Origin of the sequence: Treponema vincentii F0403, assembly GCF_000412995.1 — a bacterium.
GTDB lineage: Bacteria > Spirochaetota > Spirochaetia > Treponematales > Treponemataceae > Treponema > Treponema vincentii.
Genome location: NZ_KE332513.1, coordinates 163,683 through 180,029, shown reverse-complemented (window position 1 = coordinate 180,029; position 16,347 = coordinate 163,683). Strand labels below are relative to the sequence as shown.

General features: G+C 46.2%; 18 protein-coding genes. 15 read left to right on the top strand and 3 right to left on the bottom strand.

Translation table 11 applies throughout. From position 1 onward, the window contains the following. Nucleotides 1-310: 310 nt before the first annotated feature. Nucleotides 311-913 carry an alpha/beta hydrolase gene (locus HMPREF1222_RS11575; protein ID WP_016519551.1) on the bottom strand — a complete coding sequence of 201 codons (603 nt, stop codon included), beginning with the start codon at nucleotides 911-913 and terminating at the stop codon, nucleotides 311-313. A gap of 167 nt (nucleotides 914-1,080) precedes the next feature. Here HMPREF1222_RS11575 and HMPREF1222_RS11570 point away from each other — a divergent pair, with 167 nt between their 5' ends. Then, nucleotides 1,081-1,770, top strand: coding sequence for a flavodoxin family protein (locus HMPREF1222_RS11570; protein WP_016519550.1), 690 nt, complete (start codon nucleotides 1,081-1,083; stop codon nucleotides 1,768-1,770). 254 nt (nucleotides 1,771-2,024) lie between these two features. Here HMPREF1222_RS11570 and HMPREF1222_RS11565 read toward each other — a convergent pair whose 3' ends face one another. Further along, on the bottom strand, nucleotides 2,025-2,810 hold the full coding sequence (locus HMPREF1222_RS11565) for a protein-ADP-ribose hydrolase (RefSeq protein WP_016519549.1): 786 nt from the start codon (nucleotides 2,808-2,810) through the stop codon (nucleotides 2,025-2,027). A gap of 209 nt (nucleotides 2,811-3,019) precedes the next feature. Continuing rightward, nucleotides 3,020-4,303, bottom strand: coding sequence for a hypothetical protein (locus HMPREF1222_RS11560; RefSeq protein ID WP_016519547.1), 1,284 nt, complete (start codon nucleotides 4,301-4,303; stop codon nucleotides 3,020-3,022). A gap of 429 nt (nucleotides 4,304-4,732) precedes the next feature. On the opposite strand from HMPREF1222_RS11560, the gene HMPREF1222_RS11555 reads away from it, so the two are divergent. From HMPREF1222_RS11555 to flhB, 14 genes are all read left to right on the top strand, one after another. Next, nucleotides 4,733-6,067 carry a flagellar hook-length control protein FliK gene (locus HMPREF1222_RS11555; protein ID WP_016519546.1) on the top strand — a complete coding sequence of 445 codons (1,335 nt, stop codon included), beginning with the start codon at nucleotides 4,733-4,735 and terminating at the stop codon, nucleotides 6,065-6,067. Nucleotides 6,068-6,085: 18 nt separating this feature from the next. Further along, nucleotides 6,086-6,565: a flagellar hook assembly protein FlgD gene (flgD, locus tag HMPREF1222_RS11550; RefSeq protein WP_006189112.1), complete on the top strand. Its 480-nt coding sequence runs from the start codon at nucleotides 6,086-6,088 to the stop codon at nucleotides 6,563-6,565. 42 nt (nucleotides 6,566-6,607) lie between these two features. Then, nucleotides 6,608-7,999: a flagellar hook protein FlgE gene (gene flgE, locus HMPREF1222_RS11545; RefSeq protein ID WP_016519545.1), complete on the top strand. Its 1,392-nt coding sequence runs from the start codon at nucleotides 6,608-6,610 to the stop codon at nucleotides 7,997-7,999. Nucleotides 8,000-8,022: 23 nt separating this feature from the next. Continuing rightward, complete coding sequence (locus HMPREF1222_RS11540; protein ID WP_006189110.1) at nucleotides 8,023-8,220, top strand: flagellar FlbD family protein; 198 nt, start codon at nucleotides 8,023-8,025, stop codon at nucleotides 8,218-8,220. Between the two features lie 17 nt (nucleotides 8,221-8,237). Continuing rightward, nucleotides 8,238-9,017 carry a motility protein A gene (locus HMPREF1222_RS11535; protein ID WP_006189109.1) on the top strand — a complete coding sequence of 260 codons (780 nt, stop codon included), beginning with the start codon at nucleotides 8,238-8,240 and terminating at the stop codon, nucleotides 9,015-9,017. Nucleotides 9,018-9,020: 3 nt separating this feature from the next. Next, complete coding sequence (gene motB, locus HMPREF1222_RS11530) at nucleotides 9,021-9,737, top strand: flagellar motor protein MotB (protein WP_016519544.1); 717 nt, start codon at nucleotides 9,021-9,023, stop codon at nucleotides 9,735-9,737. Between the two features lie 42 nt (nucleotides 9,738-9,779). After that, on the top strand, nucleotides 9,780-10,331 hold the full coding sequence (locus HMPREF1222_RS11525; protein ID WP_016519543.1) for a flagellar basal body-associated FliL family protein: 552 nt from the start codon (nucleotides 9,780-9,782) through the stop codon (nucleotides 10,329-10,331). Between the two features lie 7 nt (nucleotides 10,332-10,338). Next, complete coding sequence (gene fliM, locus HMPREF1222_RS11520; protein ID WP_016519542.1) at nucleotides 10,339-11,373, top strand: flagellar motor switch protein FliM; 1,035 nt, start codon at nucleotides 10,339-10,341, stop codon at nucleotides 11,371-11,373. Continuing rightward, on the top strand, nucleotides 11,366-12,514 hold the full coding sequence (fliN, locus tag HMPREF1222_RS11515) for a flagellar motor switch protein FliN (RefSeq protein WP_016519541.1): 1,149 nt from the start codon (nucleotides 11,366-11,368) through the stop codon (nucleotides 12,512-12,514). Before fliM ends, fliN begins: the two co-directional genes overlap by 8 nt. Before the next feature lie 91 nt (nucleotides 12,515-12,605). Beyond that, complete coding sequence (locus tag HMPREF1222_RS11510; protein ID WP_244870177.1) at nucleotides 12,606-13,256, top strand: FliO/MopB family protein; 651 nt, start codon at nucleotides 12,606-12,608, stop codon at nucleotides 13,254-13,256. Further along, complete coding sequence (gene fliP / locus HMPREF1222_RS11505; protein ID WP_006189103.1) at nucleotides 13,253-14,062, top strand: flagellar type III secretion system pore protein FliP; 810 nt, start codon at nucleotides 13,253-13,255, stop codon at nucleotides 14,060-14,062. The genes HMPREF1222_RS11510 and fliP overlap by 4 nt, the downstream gene beginning before the upstream one ends. Nucleotides 14,063-14,095: 33 nt before the next feature. Then, the gene (fliQ, locus tag HMPREF1222_RS11500; RefSeq protein WP_016519539.1) at nucleotides 14,096-14,368 is read left to right on the top strand and encodes a flagellar biosynthesis protein FliQ; all 273 of its coding nucleotides are present in this window, start codon (nucleotides 14,096-14,098) and stop codon (nucleotides 14,366-14,368) included. Between the two features lie 23 nt (nucleotides 14,369-14,391). Continuing rightward, entirely contained in the window at nucleotides 14,392-15,192 is an 801-nt protein-coding gene (gene fliR, locus HMPREF1222_RS11495; RefSeq protein WP_016519538.1) for a flagellar biosynthetic protein FliR, read from the top strand. Between the two features lies 1 nt (nucleotide 15,193). Next, nucleotides 15,194-16,345 carry a flagellar biosynthesis protein FlhB gene (gene flhB, locus HMPREF1222_RS11490; RefSeq protein WP_016519537.1) on the top strand — a complete coding sequence of 384 codons (1,152 nt, stop codon included), beginning with the start codon at nucleotides 15,194-15,196 and terminating at the stop codon, nucleotides 16,343-16,345. Nucleotides 16,346-16,347: the final 2 nt, after the last annotated feature.

Below are 16,347 nucleotides of genomic sequence, written 5' to 3'. Positions count from 1 at the left end.
GGGAATTCATTTGGATTAATATTGCGGGGCTCCATTATAAAAAGAAAGTCATTGTTCATGGCTTTTTTTTCTCCGGAGGTTTCCCTCACTTCGTTCGGGCCGCTACGTCCGCTGTTCCGCTTTCGCTCCATTCCTCCACTTCATTTCTGTACGGACAAGGATGTCCGTGATGTGAATCAGAAGCGAGTTTAGGCTAACACCTAAACTCGAAGCCCAAGAATGTGCAAGGACGCACATTCTTGGGCCCAGCTCCCATCGCTAACCCTTTCAATATCTTTTTTTACGGCAAAAATCCGCAAAAGAAAATCCATCAAACAAATCTTCTAAACCAAGTATCCAAAAAATTCATTTGTTCTTCAGTATGAAACCAATGTTCTCCATTATCAAAAACCGTTAGGTCCGCATGTATTTTATTCGCAAAATTCGTCATTGTCTCTAAAGAAGTCATATCGTCTTTTTTACCGTAAAGAATGCCGGTAGGAATGTTCCATGCTATAGGATTTTTTCTAACAAAAGAAAGATATTCCCACGATAAAGGTTCGCCAAACGGAATGTTGATGACTTTCTTGATTCTAAGTTCTTCTTCAGATACCTTCGCCCGTTTCATCATGTGTAAAATGATATTTTCCATATCGACAATGGGAGAAACAAACAGTGCTTTTTTGATTGGTTTTTCCGATAAGGACAGCATAGAAAAATATGCCCCTATACTGTTTGCAATTAATAGGATTTCATTATAATTCGGAATAATGGAATCAAAGTAGTTTTGAAATTCTTCACCTGCCTGCCAAGGTAATTCCGATTTATAATTAAAACCTAAAAGCTCATAATCATCATTAAAAAACTTTTTATAATAAAGCGCTTTGTCGGCAGAACCGCCTTTTCCGTGTATATATACAACCGCATTTTTCATACAAAACTCCACCGCATTCTAAACGAAATATGGATAGCGCTCAATACTTGTGATATAATATTGGAAAAGACGAGGACAAAACGGCATTCATACAGTGGCTTGAGTAATATAAACTGTAATTCGTATAAATCGGCAAAATCGAAATCCGAGGAGATGATTTTTAGACGATGGAAACAGTGATTATACACGGACAAAATCATAAGGGATCAACATATCATATTGCGAACAATCTGGCATTGAAAGTCGGAGGAAACATAAAAGAGTTTTTTTTGCCGAAAGATTTCGGTGAGTTTTGTACCGGTTGTACAAAGTGTTTTTTAGAATCGGAAAAACAATGTCCGCATTTCGACAGACTTAACCCTATTACCGAGACGATAGACAAAGCCGATTTGATTATTCTTGCAAGTCCCGTATATGTAATGCACCCAACGGGTTCTATGAAAGCATTTTTAGATCATTACGGATATCGTTGGATGGTACACCGGCCGGAGGAAACAATGTTTTCGAAGCAGGGTGTGTGTATTTCCACTGCCGCGGGTGGGGGTATGAAATCTGCAAATAAAGATATGGCAGACAGTTTGTTTTTTTGGGGAGTTGCTGAAATTTATACATACGGCAAAGCTGTTCATGCTGTAAAATGGCAAGATGTAAGTGAAAAAAATAAAAAATCCATAGATAAAGCATTAAGCTCTCTTGCAAAAAAAATTACCGATAAGTATGGTAAAGCGAAGCCCGGAATAAAAACAAAACTGATGTTCAATATCATACGCCTCTTACAAAATAAAATTCGGAATCGGGCAGATATGGATTATTGGCAGGAAAAGGGATGGCGGGATAAAAACCGTCCGTGGAAATAATGATAAACTTTGGAAATATTCTATAGGGAACCTTTGAAAGCCAACCGGGTTTTTAGAGATGCCGCATATTAACTTGAAAGTTTAGTTGAGAAATTCAACGATCCCCCCTTTTTCTGAACTCAGCTTTCCAATATTCTCCCTATATGGCGTTTTTCAAAGAACATATCTTTGTTTGTAAAAACGATAATTACAGCGGCAACTGTAACACAGATTGTTTCGACGCATTTTCGCTACTTATAGTAGCAGGGGATGTCTCAAGACATCAATTTGTTATAAATGGCTTCATCCTGTTCGCTGAATACATTAAACACGATTTTCATTGTGCTGTTGTTTTTTGCTTTCCAGTCTTCAACCGTTGAGACGGCAATCTCCGCTGCTTTTTGAGCAGGGAATCGGAATACACCGGTTGAAATACAGCAAAAGGCAATAGATTTTACGCCGTTTTCGGCTGCGAGGTTCAGGCAGGACGTGTAGCAGTTTGCAAGCAGCATGCAGTCGCGGTCGGTAAGTTGACCGCTGATAATCGGCCCTACGGTATGCAGCACATACTTGCACGGTAAATTGAACGCAGGCGTAATCTTTGCGGTTCCGGTCGGCTCTTCGTGTCCTTGTTTTTGCATGATGCCGGCACACACGGCGCGCAGCTGCACTCCCGCGAAGGTGTGGATGCAGTTGTCGATGCACGCATGGCAGGGCTGCCAGCATCCGGTCATACCGCTGTTCGCCGCGTTCACAATCGCATCGACCTTAAGCGTTGTAATGTCGCCCCTCCACACATACCAATCCCCGTTGCCCCGTCCGGTAACCGGTTTTAAATCGGCAAGGCCGGTAATGCCGCGCTGCCGGATCGCTTCTTGTAAATAGCTGTCCTGTATGTGCAGGAACTCTTCGCTTGTATGCTGCGGCAGCCGAATGTTCATCAGAGAGCGGAGCAGGTTCTTCTGTTCATCCTCATCATCCGGCATCTGCACATCGCGATAGTTGGGATTTTCCCTTAAAAGATATTCGATTAAAAAAATACGCCGGTCATTTTGTGTCATCTTTCCCTTCCATAAAATGCAACAGTTGAACAAAGTTTCAACTTTGGAAACTGTTGCATTGGTACGCGATAGCGTACATACAATAAGTAAGTTTTCGGTAGAAAACTTGACGGTTAACGAGGCTGCGCAATGTTAGCAGCCGAAGTTATACCTTCTGATAAACGCATCAATACTTTAGAAATATACGGCTCGCATTCTACCGCTGCTTACTATCGCCCCATCCGTGCCAATGCCCGTGTATCGGGATCTACATCGCATTGTATTTCTTCATAGAGATTATCGTCAATGCAATGGCGTTCAATCATCTTTTCAACGATTCTGTTGCGGCAGAGGGAGCATTTCATGTTACGATACAGTATCCGGAGAATATCGTTAAACACGGGATCTTCGGCTAACGCCTTTGACTCTAGAGCCGTATATTGTATCTCATGTATATCGAAGATAGTGCACAGCTCAAGCAAGTTAAAAAGCTTGGTCTTTTTGTTTTCAGAGTAATATTTCAAGCAGACTTTTATAAAGGCATTTCTGGTATTGTCGTCATACCGGTCTTTTAAAAAATCATAGACGGCAGGATCATTGAAGGGAACAAGTGCTTCGATAATATCTTGCCGAAACGACTTATTTTCAGTTGCTTCAAAAGAATCGAAGAGTACCTGTGCAGGAATTTTGATTTGCCGTTCTTCGAATAATCGGATAAGTCTTTTTTTCAACGGCAGTTCAGCTTCAAGAAATACATTCGAAAGTTTTTGGATATCGGCTTCGCTTGCACGTCTTCGTACCCATCTCCAAAGGCTGATACGTTCCAGTCGGGTTGGGGAGGGTTTTCTTTTCAACAGTGCAATGGCTGTATCCGCCGTATACTGTTTTTGTTTTTTCCTTCGTGTCTTTCGTTTTATGTGCGCGATTGCGAGATAGCGGTCGATTGCCGCATCATGTTCGTTGCGGAGCTTTTCTGTCAGCTCCGCTTCAGTGTATCCGATATCTTCCGCATATATATCGTAAAAAGTAGAGTCGATAAACTCTTTTTTATTATCTTCTGTAATATGGGTACCGAAATAACGGGCGAGGTATACAACCGCCTCATATTTATCGAGCAGTAGTAAATCGCTCAAGCCGATCATGCCATTATACATATCTTCTTCGGCATACTGTTCGAATTTTTTGTACAGCTCGGTCTTATCGAACCGCCTCGACTCGGCGAGCTTCCGTACAAATCCGAATACCTGCAATTCGCCCCAATCTCTATCGTCCATTGTGTTAAAATATGCGATAACGCGCTTGTCGATTTTTTCTCTGTGCGGATATAATTCCAAGAGATCGTACAGATATTCGGTGCGGCTGCCTTCACATTGCGGATCGTAGGCTTTGTTTTCTATAATGTTAGCATATAAGATTTCTTCAATTTGCTCCGAAGGTTGAATACAGCCTTTTTTCAGCAAAAGATACGGTACACCGGTACCCTTCTCAAGTTCCTGTTCAAAAACGGTAATCATAGTTACTCCTATTTTCAATACTCCAATTGTGTAATAACCCCGACATCAACATTGAGCCCGCGGATTTTCAGTGCATTAAAAATGATATTTTCCACATCTACTGAATATTTTTGCGTAAAAGCGCAAAAAATTCCAGTAGCGGTTTTGCTTATTCTATAAAATCTTTCCTATTTTGTCTCTTTTCTTTCTCAATAAGGCTGAAAAAAAAGCCGAAAATCATAAAGACGAGAGTTTATTTTCAGCCGCTGAAATAGCGCGGCTGAAAAACACTGCGAGTTTGCTTTCGCAAACGTCGTAGATTATATGCGTGCTGTCGCGCATGAATGCAGCAGCCTCCAAAGTTAAAACTTTGTTCAGCTGTTGCATTTTAAGGAACAAGTTTATCTATAATTTATCTATCTATATAGAAGCAAATTGGAGGTTCAATACATGCAAGCACTTGATGTCCAAAACGATATGCAGCCGGTCAATTACACGGATGCAGTACAGTCAAGTAATCAGGATAAAAAAAATGCAAAAGAACCTGATGTGAAGGGCTCATCCTTTATGGATATAATAAAAAAGCTGATGGCGGAGGAGACTAATGGCCGCACTGCGGGAGAAGGAAAAATATCCGGCAGCGCCGCGTTGGCTCAAGAAGCGTCGGAACAGACTGAGCGTAAAAAAAATGCTGCGGCGCAAACCGAATTATCCCGGTTAAAGAACAAAACGGGAAAGCAAAGCGATACGCGCGCACAACACCTTGCCGAAGCAGATGCACGGGAAGGGGAAGCCGCCGAAGCGCTTGCAGATGCGGATGTTTTGCTTGCCTTTGAAGACGGGATCGATGTAAAGAATGCGCTCGAATCCGGTACGAATAAGCAGCTGAGGGGTTCAATGCTTGCACAAGCGGAGACGGAAGCTGTGCCGGAGGAAGCTGCAATATTGTCTGCAGAAGAAGCGGTGCAGGCAAAAAAACAGAAAAACGGCAAAGCGGAACCCGGCTTGGCGGCAGGTATTTCAGTCTCGGGCACGGCAGAGCTGTCCGGGAAGCAGAAGAAAAATACCGATGGGAATGCAGTTGATGGCGCTCTCGAAAAGACTGCGAAACCGCAGCAGGTAAAACAGCACAAGCCCGTATTCACGGTGATAGATGAACGCACGGTACACGCCGCGCCGGTTACTGCAGACGGTTCCGTACACGAAGCGGGTGCCGCCGTGCGGGTTACCGATGCGCCGTCGGTTGATATGGCGGCGGACTTCCGCAGTATGGCGGCAGGTTTGGGCACCGCTGCAAACGGTACACAGACAGCACAGGAGAGCGGCGCACCGAGTTTTGCCTCGTTGGTAGCGCAGCAAGTGCAGGATATGGCGCCCGACTTTGTGCAGGCAGGGCGGATTGTGCTGCAGGATAACAACGCAGGCGTCATCCGCTTGCAGATGCAGCCCGCACATCTCGGCAATGTCAGAATCAATTTGGAATTGGCAGGCGGTAAGAAAATCGTCGGCAAGATTATCACCGGCTCAAAAGAAGCGTACGAGGCCTTTAAGGAAAGCATCGAGCAGCTTGCAAAAGCCTTTGAACAGGGCGGCTTCGCAAGCGCACAGTTCGATGTCAGCTGGTCGGGCGAAGGCGGCAGTCGACAATTTGGCGACGAAAACGGTCAATTTAACGAATTATTTGCACAAAATGACCGCCTTGAGGTAATGCAGGATAATCGTTATGCCGATACTCAAACTGTCTACGCTTTCGGGCAAGACCAAGCGGTGAATGTATTTGCATAAAATGGGGGATAAAGAGATATGAATATCGGTTCGGTAGCGCAGGGAAATGGAGTTCCGATGCCTTCTTTTGAAATGAGTCCGGAAGAAAAAATCCGGCTCAACATGGAAGTTGACACAATCAATAAACAGAATTTTCCGGAAGGGAGAAAGCCTAAACAGGAACTGGGAAAGGACGATTTTCTACAGTTGCTCGTAGCGCAGCTGACTCATCAGGATCCTACCAGTCCGATGGAAGACACTCAGTTTGTCGCTCAGATGGCGCAGTTTACCTCCCTTGAGCAGCTGACGAACATGAACCAGAGCTTCGGAACCTTGAACAGACTAATCGGGGATTCTTCGGCGGTCAATGTGGTCGGCAAGCAAGTCGATATCGAACAAAGCGGCGGTACCGTTTCGGGAACCATTACAGCTGCAACCCGCGGCGAAAATCCGCAAGTGCAGGTCAACGGCAAATGGTACGCGTGGTCGGATGTACAAACCGTCTATGCGAATAATTAAGGAACTAATTCCTATACACTGATTAGAGAGGAGATTACAGATATGATGCGGTCGTTATTTTCCGGCGTTTCCGGAATGCAGAATCACCAAACGAGAATGGATGTTATCGGTAACAATATTGCAAACGTGAATACGACGGGCTTTAAGCGCGGACGGGTTAATTTTCAGGATTTGATTTCTCAGCAGCTGAGCGGAGCGTCCCGTCCTACCGAAGAAGTAGGCGGCGTTAATCCGAAAGAAGTAGGACTCGGTATGATGGTTGCAAGCATCGACACCGTGCATACGCAGGGCGCTTTGCAGTCAACCGGTATCAATACCGACATCGCTGTGCAGGGAAACGGTTTCTTCGTTCTCAAGTCGGGCGAAAAAAGCTTTTACACCCGCGCCGGAGCCTTCGGTGTCGATAGAGACGGCACAATGGTGAACCCCGCAAACGGTATGCGTGTTCAGGGCTGGATGGCGCAGGAAGTAGACGGTACCCGGCTTATCAACACCTCCGCACAGACGGAAGACCTCATCATCCCGATCGGGCAGAAGATCGACGCCCGTGCGACTACCTCGGTGAACTATGCCTGTAACCTCGACAAGCGGCTGCCGGAACTTCCCGAAAACGCAAACCGTGCCCAAGTGCTGGAATCGACATGGACAACCGAGTTCAAAGTGTACGACACCTTCGGCGAGACCCATGAACTTAACCTAAGCTTTTCGCGCGTCCCGGGCACTCAAAACCAGTGGCTCGCAACGGTCAATGTAGACCCCGAAAATGCAGAAGCAACGGCAACGCGCACGGGTGTTGGTACTACCGAAGGCACCGGTAACACGTTCACCGTTACCTTCGATAACTACGGACACCTTGCATCGGTTACCGATACGGCAGGCAATGCCTCCGCCGAAGCGGGACAGGTACTCGTACAAGTTTCCTATAATGTTCCCGGTGCGACGGCCGGAGAAGACGGAGCCCCCGTCCGCCACACCTTTGATATTAACTTAGGCGAGATTGGAACATCCCGCAATACCATTACCCAGTTTGCCGAACGCAGCACAACCAAGGCTTACGAGCAGGACGGATACGCAATGGGGTATCTTGAAAATTTCAAGATCGATCAGAGCGGTATTATTACCGGCGTGTATTCCAACGGCGTCAGCCACGAAATCGGACAGCTGGCAATGGCGGGCTTTGCAAATCAGGGCGGTTTGGAAAAAGCAGGGGAGAACACTTATGTGCAGTCTAACAACTCCGGTATTGCAAATATCACAACTTCAGGTGTAATGGGAAAAGGGAAACTGATTGCCGGCACTCTCGAAATGAGTAATGTCGATTTAACCGATCAGTTTACCGACATGATTATTACCCAGCGCGGGTTCCAAGCAGGAGCAAAGACCATCCAGACGTCCGACACAATGCTTGAAACCGTATTGAATTTGAAGCGGTAATAAGGTAATATAAAGGATACATTATGGTAAAGGTTACGCGGCTTAACGGCACACAGTATTGGATAAATCCCCATCAGATTGAAACGATAGACTGTAATCCCGATGTAACGTTGCACATGTTGTCGGGCAAAAGTTTTGTGATAAAAGAAACGCCTGAAGCACTGATCGACGCTATTGTCGCGTACCGTAGATGTATCGGTATCTTTAAAAACGAAATGTAAGGGAGCTGTCTTAAGTTATGGATATAGCATCATTTATAGGTATATTCGGCGGTATCGCTGTCGTTATGTTCGGCGCTTTTATGGGAAGCTCGCTCGGCGGACTTATCGACGTTCCTTCGATGTTCATCACGATCGGCGGTTCGTATATGTGTTTGTTCTTAACCTATCCGCTTTCTTACGTTATCGGTATTTTCAAGGTTATGGGCAGGGTGTTCAAAGTTGCCGACTATAAAGAGAAAGAAATGGTACAAAAACTCGTCGCCTTGTCCGAAAAAAGCCGCCGTACCGGTCTTTTGGCTCTGGAAGAAGAAATTCAGGATTTTGAAGATGATTTTCTTCGCACCGGACTGCGCAATGTTATCGACGGTATCGACGGAGCTGCCATCCGTGTGTCGATGGAAAATGAATTGACGCAGATGGAAGAGCGCCATAACAAGTGGATTTCGCTTATAAACGCATGGGCAACCCTTGCTCCCGGTTTCGGAATGTTGGGAACGGTTATCGGTCTTATCGGTATGTTGCTGAACATCGAAGACAAAAGTTCGTTAGGTCCGAATATGGCAGTTGCGCTGGTTACGACATTTTACGGTTCTATGATGGCAAACTGGCTGCTTATTCCTATCGCTTCCAAACTTGCGTACCAGAATAATCTGGAAGTGCGGTCAAAGGAAATGATTATTGAGGGGATACTCGGTATTCAATCGGGCGACCACCCGCGTATCCTTGCACAGCGGCTGCTTACCTATCTTGATCCGAAAGACCGTAAAGTTTTGGAAGCTGAGGTTATGAAGGAGTAAGCCGTGGCACGGAAAAAGAAAGGCGCAAACGCACCCGGCAGCGGATGGCTGACAACGTACGGCGATATGGTTACGCTGATGCTTTGCTTCTTCGTCATGCTGTACGAACCGAGCGAAGTTGACATTACCCGTCTACAGGCTCTATCGGCGTCTATAAGCGGCGACCCGACCGGCGGTTCCATTTCTTTATCGGCCGGTAAACTTGCGGATCTCGGTAATACCATCAGTTCAATGCCGGCAATGGAAAAGGGAAAGTTACTCGGTACCGCTTTAAAAAAAGCCGTATCGGTTTTCGCCCCTGAGATCAAAACAAATAAGATCGCCGTTACCAGCGATGAACGGGGTATTGTAATTTCTCTTGCGGCGGATTCCTTTTTTGCGCGCAACAGTGCGGAATTAAATATTGAAGAAAGCCGCGAGACATTATTGAGGATTGCGCAGTTTTTATCCGATAAAGAATTAGCGGCACGCCGTTTCCGTATTGAAGGGCACACCGATTCAAGCGATGCGCTTTCGGGAAAGTGGACAAGCAACTGGGAACTGTCGGCTGCCCGTGCAATCAATGTGCTGCATAATTTAACGGATTTCGGTGCACAGGAAGATAAGTTTTCGATTGCCGGTTATGCAGATACTCGCCCTGTCTATTCCAATGAGACTGCAGAAGGGCGTGCCTATAATAGGCGGGTTGATATTATTATTTTGGATGATGCACATTTTTAGTGCTTCCCTAAAGATTTACTTGAAGAGAGAGGAGTAACCACAATGGCTGACGAGCATACAAATTTGACTGATGAACACGGAATGGATGAAAACATCGGTGTCGATAATCCGGTAAAAGCTAAAAAAGCGGGGCTTATTCCGACGCTTCTGAAATACATTGCCCTTGCGCTCGCTGCTTTAATTTTTATTGTAACGGTTGTCGTTATTACGGTTAATCTGATGTCAAAAAGAGGGCAGTCGCAGTCCGAATATCCTATTGCGGAAGAATACCGCGATTCGCGTGAAATGCTGCAATACTATTCTGCAATCGGGGCAGTAAAAGCATTAACCTCCGATGTTGTTCCGGCGACCGTTGTTGCCAACGTTGAACTCGGGTATCCGCAGAACGATAAGACAACATCGCAGGAATTAACGGCACGGTTGGTTGAATTGAAGGATTTTCTCCGTTCATACTTCCAAAATAAGACTGTTGCGGAACTTCGTCAGGAAGAAAAAATCAAGATTGAAATACGCAATGAAATCAATGACAATATACTATCAAAGTCGAAGATAAAAGCGGTTGCTTTTACTCAATATGATATTATAGAACAATAGGGATTGTATGACTGAAGTATTATCGCAGGACGAAATAGACCAGCTTCTCACTGCAATCAGCTCAGGGGATACCGAAGCGGAAGAATTTAGACCGGTTAATGATACGCGTAAAATCAAAATTTACGATTTTAAGCGGCCGGATAAATTCTCTAAGGAGCAAATGCGTACCGTTTCAATTATGCACGAAACCTTTGCGCGTTTGACTACCACCGCTCTTTCTGCTCAGCTGCGGAGTATGGCGCACGTACACGTTGCCTCTGTCGATCAGCTGACGTATGAAGAGTTTATCCGTTCAATCCCTACGCCGACTACGCTGGCTGTAATTAACATGGATCCGCTGAAAGGGAATGCCGTTTTAGAAATAGACCCTTCCGTTACCTTCTCTATAATAGACCGTCTTTTCGGCGGTACGGGGCAGGGTACGATGGTACAGCGGGAATTAACCGATATAGAAGCCTCCGTTATGGAAGGGGTTATCGTGCGTATCTTAGCAAATATGCGCGAAGCATGGACGCAGGTTATTGACTTACGCCCCCGTTTAGGGCAGATCGAAACGAATCCGCAATTTGCGCAGATTGTACCTCCTTCAGAAATGGTCGTTTTGGTTACGCTGGAAACAAAGGTCGGCGAAGAAGAAGGGATGATGAACTTCTGTATTCCCTATATCACGATAGAGCCGATTATTTCCAAGCTGTCCAGTCAGTTCTGGTTCTCGTCCGTACGCAGAAGTTCGACGACTCAGTACATGGGCGTATTAAAAGAAAAACTTTCTACGGTAGATATGGACGTTGTTGCCGAAGTAGGTTCATTAAGATTGCCGGTGCGGGATGTGTTAAATCTCCGTGCAGGCGATGTAGTGAGACTGACCGATACAAGAGTTGGCCATCCGTTTACGCTGAGTGTCGGCAGTAGAAAGAAGTTTTGGTGTCAGCCCGGCGTTGTGGGAAATAAGGTAGCCGTACAGATATTGGAAAAGATTGAAGATATCAATCAAGATGAATTTGAAGAGTTAAGTGCTGATCAGGAGGAATTATATGAGTGATGGTTCCATTTCTCAGAACGAAATAGACGCATTGTTGTCGGGTATGAGCGGCGGTTCCGTCGGCGCTCCGGCAGGCGGAGCGTTTACACCGGCGCGCCAAGAAGCGTTACAGAAATTTTTTGACGGGAATGTTCCCGCACTCGCTGCAAATCTGGATTCGATGACGGGTAAAACCGTTTCCGTATCCAATCCTGTTATCGAGTTAAGCAACCGCGAAGCTCTTTTGCAGAAAGTTCCGGATATGGCGGTTGCCGTTACGATCGATTTTGAAGGAGCGCTGACAGGCGACCATCTGTTTGTGCTTGCTCCCGAATTTGCGGAAAAGCTGGTCAGCCTTGTAAATAATGAGGAAAGTGTTAAGATTGACGATATGGCGCTTTCCGTTATCAGTGAGACGGTTGCGCAATATGTCGGAAAAGAAATCAGTGCTTTCGATGGCCAGAATATTAAAGGCGTTACCAATATGCCGGCCGAAGCTCATCACGTGCCCAAGGCAATGGTACGGCTTTCGCAGGACTTTGCACTTTTAACATATTCGGTTACAATTGATGATGCCGTCTTTGACTTATGGGAAATTATTGCAAAAAAGACAGCGGAACAAATTGCCGATAAATTAAGTAAAACGGAGAGTGCTCCGCAGGCAGCGCCTGTGCAGCCTATTCCGGCACAGTCTGCTCCTGATCAAGGAGGCGGAATGGGAGCAATGAATATGCCGATGAACGGAATGAATGGAATGCCGCAGATGGGACAGCAACCGATGGGTATGGGAATGCAAATGCAGGGAGGCGTACAGGCTCAGGGCGGAATGGTGATGCCCGGTATGAATCCGAATGTACAGTCCGTGCAATTTTCTCCTCTTCTCAACGGTGTAACCGAAGCGGAGCAGGGGAATATCGGGTTGATTATGGACGTGTTCATGGAGATGACCGTCGAACTCGGACGTACCCGCAAGATGATTAAAGAAATTTTAAGCATGGGTGAAGGGCATATTATCGAATTGGATAAGCTTGCCGGTGAACCGGTGGATATATTAGTTAATCATAAGCCGATTGCAAAAGGAGAAGTTGTCGTTATCGATGAAAATTTCGGTGTCCGTGTTACCGAAATTTTGTCACCGGCGGAACGCATTAGCGATACATAGCCGATTGATCGCGGCATTGGGTGGGGACATGCATAAGGATTTGTATAAAGTAATACTCTTCTCTTTCCTGTTGATGTGCAGCGCAGTATGCGTGTTTGCAGATGATACGTCTGCAGCGGGGAGCAATGCTTCAGCTGCCGCGCCTGCAGAAACGGCCATTGTGTTACAGACGGATGAGGCGGCCTTGCCGGTTCAAGATGTGCCTGCGCCGCGTGCGGCAGGAAGCTCAACCGTTTCAATGCTGTTTCAGCTGATTATTTCTCTGGCGGCAGTTTGTGCACTCATTTACGGCGTGCTGTATTTTATCCGGCGTTCAAAACAATTTACCGCCGGTGATGATCCCTTTTTAAAGAATGTCGCAAGTTTGCCGCTTGCACCCAATAAAACCCTCTACATTGTAACCCTTATCGATAAAGCCTACTTGATAGGAACTTCGGATGCTTCGCTGTCGTTGGTTGCAGAGATAACCGATAAAGAGCTGATCGATGCAATGAACCTGCAGGCGGCGCAAACGCCCGGCCCGAAGCAGAGCTTCAGCTCATTACTGCATACGTTTTTTCCTGCTGCAAAACCTAAGGAAGCGGACGCCAACCCTTTCGACTCGTTTTTGGCCAAGCAGCGGGGACGCCTGCAAACCTCAGGCGCAGCACAGGAAAACGGAACTCCGCAAGATGCGGAAAACGGTGGCGCAGGACAGATGCGGACGGCACCGAATAGCGGCGAGGGGAGGGAAGGCCGATGAAAAAACTTGCACTGTGTATTGCGTGCATTTGCCTGTTTTGCATCCCTGCAGCGCTGGTTGCTCAGAGTAATACCGGTACGTCGCAAACCGGCCGCACCGAAATAGATGCAACCCGTCAGGCCGGAGCTATTCCCTTTGTCAACCTGAATATCCGCGAACCTCAAAATAATCGGGAAGTAGCGTTTTCCATTCAGCTGCTCCTATTAATAACGCTGATAACCCTTGCGCCGAGCATTCTCCTTTTGATGACCTCGTTTTTGCGGCTCAGTATTGCGCTCGACTTTATTAAGCGTGCCCTGTCGCTGCAGCAAGTGCCGCCTACGCAGGTACTGAACGGGATTGCGCTCTTTTTGACGATTTTTATCATGTGGCCGACGTTTACGGAAATATACGATAAATCGTTTAAACCGATGGCAGACGGACAAATCAATATCGAAACCGCCTATACGGAAGCGGAAAAACCGCTGCGCCTTTTTATGTATAAGCAGATGGCGCATGATCCCTCTCATATCAGGCTCTGTATGTCGCTTGCCCGTATGGATAAGCCCAATACACTCGCCGACGTTCCCACTCATGTGTTAATTCCCGCATTTATCCTGCACGAGCTGACCGTTGCCTTTCAGATCGGCATTTTCCTTTATCTGCCGTTTATCATTATCGATATGGTAGTAGCGAGTATCCTGATGTCGATGGGTATGATCATGCTGCCGCCGGTACAAATTTCCATGCCGTTTAAGTTGATTCTATTTGTACTGGTTGACGGTTGGAATTTGCTGGTAGGCCAGCTCTTTCAGTCGTTCTTGTAGATCGTAAAATAACCAATTAAAAGGAGGAAAACGATGAGTATCGGGATGATTGTCAATCTCTTGCGCGAGGGCATTTTTCAGGTATTTATATTAGCCGCCCCCATTCTGCTGGCTGCATTAGTTGTTGGTTTAATCGTAGCGATTTTTCAAGCGACAACCTCCATTCAGGAACAGACACTCACCTTTGTGCCGAAAATTTTGACGATTTTGGGGATGCTTGCATTATTGGGCGGCTGGATGTTCAGCGTATTGCGGGATTATACCATCCGTCTGTTCGATATGATTCCTCAGCTGGTACAAGGTTAGGTAACCTATAGGCGGCGCGGATAATGGATCCCAACCCTTTCTCCTTTTTGCTGGTTAAAGCTCCTCTCTTTTTTTTGGTATGCGTGCGGATATTCGCGATGATTTCTACCACGCCGCTTCTTTCGACAAGGGCGGTGCCGCGCATTGCAAAAATCTCGCTTGCGGGCTTAATCGGTTTTTTAGTGATGCCGGTTGCCTACGGTTCCCCGCTGGACGTGCAGGGGTTTAATCTCGACTATGCGCTGTTGGTTGTCGGCGAGGCGCTGCTCGGCGTACTGACCGGTTTTTTTATCAGCATTATCTTTGCCTCGTTTAGTACGGCCGGTCAATTTTTTTCGTATCAAATGGGGTTCGGCGTATCGGAAGTGTATGATGCGCTTGCTCAAATTGAAAACCCGTTGATGGGACAATTCTTAAACTTTATTGCGGTGCTGATCTTTTTGCAGATTAAGGGATTCCAAACCCTGTTTTTAGGCGGCGTGCTCCGCAGTTTTCAGTCGATCAATTGCTTTATGTTTTTGGAAAAGCGGGAGTTGGTAGCGTCCTTTCTTGTAACGAACCTCGGCAGTCTTTTCTTGAATGCGATGATGATTGCGATGCCGGTTATGGGCACCCTCTTTTTGGTACATGTTTCGATGGGGCTGCTGTCAAAGGCCGCTCCGCAGATGAACCTTTTATCGGAAGGATTCCCGATAACTATTTTGTTGACCTTCTTCCTTTTGACCGTCTCGCTGCCGTTTATGGCTAATTTCTTTATTCGGATTATGGAAAACGGATTTGCGGCCTTTGAGTCGCTTTTAATCCGCGCTAGCGGAGGTATCTAGGATGCGGAAATTCGTGACAGAAGCTGCAAGCGGATATAATGAGCGGAACTTTTTCATTGATTTACAGTGGTTCGCCGCAGAGGATGAAGGGCGTACCGAAGACCCAACCGACTATAAAATACGCAAAGCGCGTGAAGAAGGGCGTGTCGCAAAAAGTCAGGATATTAACGCGGCGCTGGTGCTGTTATTTCCCGCCGGTGCATTGATCTTTCTTTCTTCTTTTTTCTTGGAAGAATGTATGGAAATCTTGCGGTTCTTTTTTTTGCGGAGTACGCAGTCGGATATCAACAGCGGCATTTGGTTCGGTATCTTTGTGCAGTACTTTCTAAAACTTGCGCTCCCGCTTGCCCTTATCGCAATGCTTGCAGGTGTGATTGCCAATATCCTGCAAAATAACGGGTTCTTATTTTCTACCAAACCTATTCAGCCTCAATTCAATAAGATTGTCCCAAATTTTATGCGCTTTTTTAAACGTGCGCTCTTTTCCGCCGAGGGTTTGTTTAATTTTGCAAAGTCGCTGACGAAGGTTGTTGTGCTGGTGTTTGTCTCCTTTTTGATGATACGGGCAAACCTTCCTCATTTTATCGAATTACTGTCGGTGAGTTTTCCGCAGGCGGTTTTTTTTATTGCGGGGCTTGGAGCAAAACTGCTTGCAACGGCAGCCTTGCTGCTGTTAATCCTTGCAATTCCCGATTATTTTTTTCAGCGCAAGCAATTTATCGATTCGCTCAAGATGACGAAGCAGGAAATAAAAGAAGAATACAAGGAGTTGGAGGGAGATCCCCAAGTTAAGGGAAGAATCCGGCAGCAAATGCAGGCAATCCTTTCGCAAAATGCAATCCGCAATGTGCCTAAGGCCGACGTTGTTATTACGAACCCGACTCACTTTGCAATCGCAATGCAGTGGGATTCAAAAACAATGGCGGCTCCGATGGTGCTGGCTAAGGGCGCCGATGCGATGGCGCAGCGGATAAAGGCGATTGCCCGTGAACATAATATTCCATTAATAGAAAACAAACCGCTTGCCCGCGCGCTCTATGCTAAAGTTCAAATCGGTGATATAATTCCGGAACAGTACTATCGGGCGCTTTCGTTAGTGTTTGCAGAAGTATATACCCTCAACAACAAAAAACAGGAATTTTATAGAAGATAGTC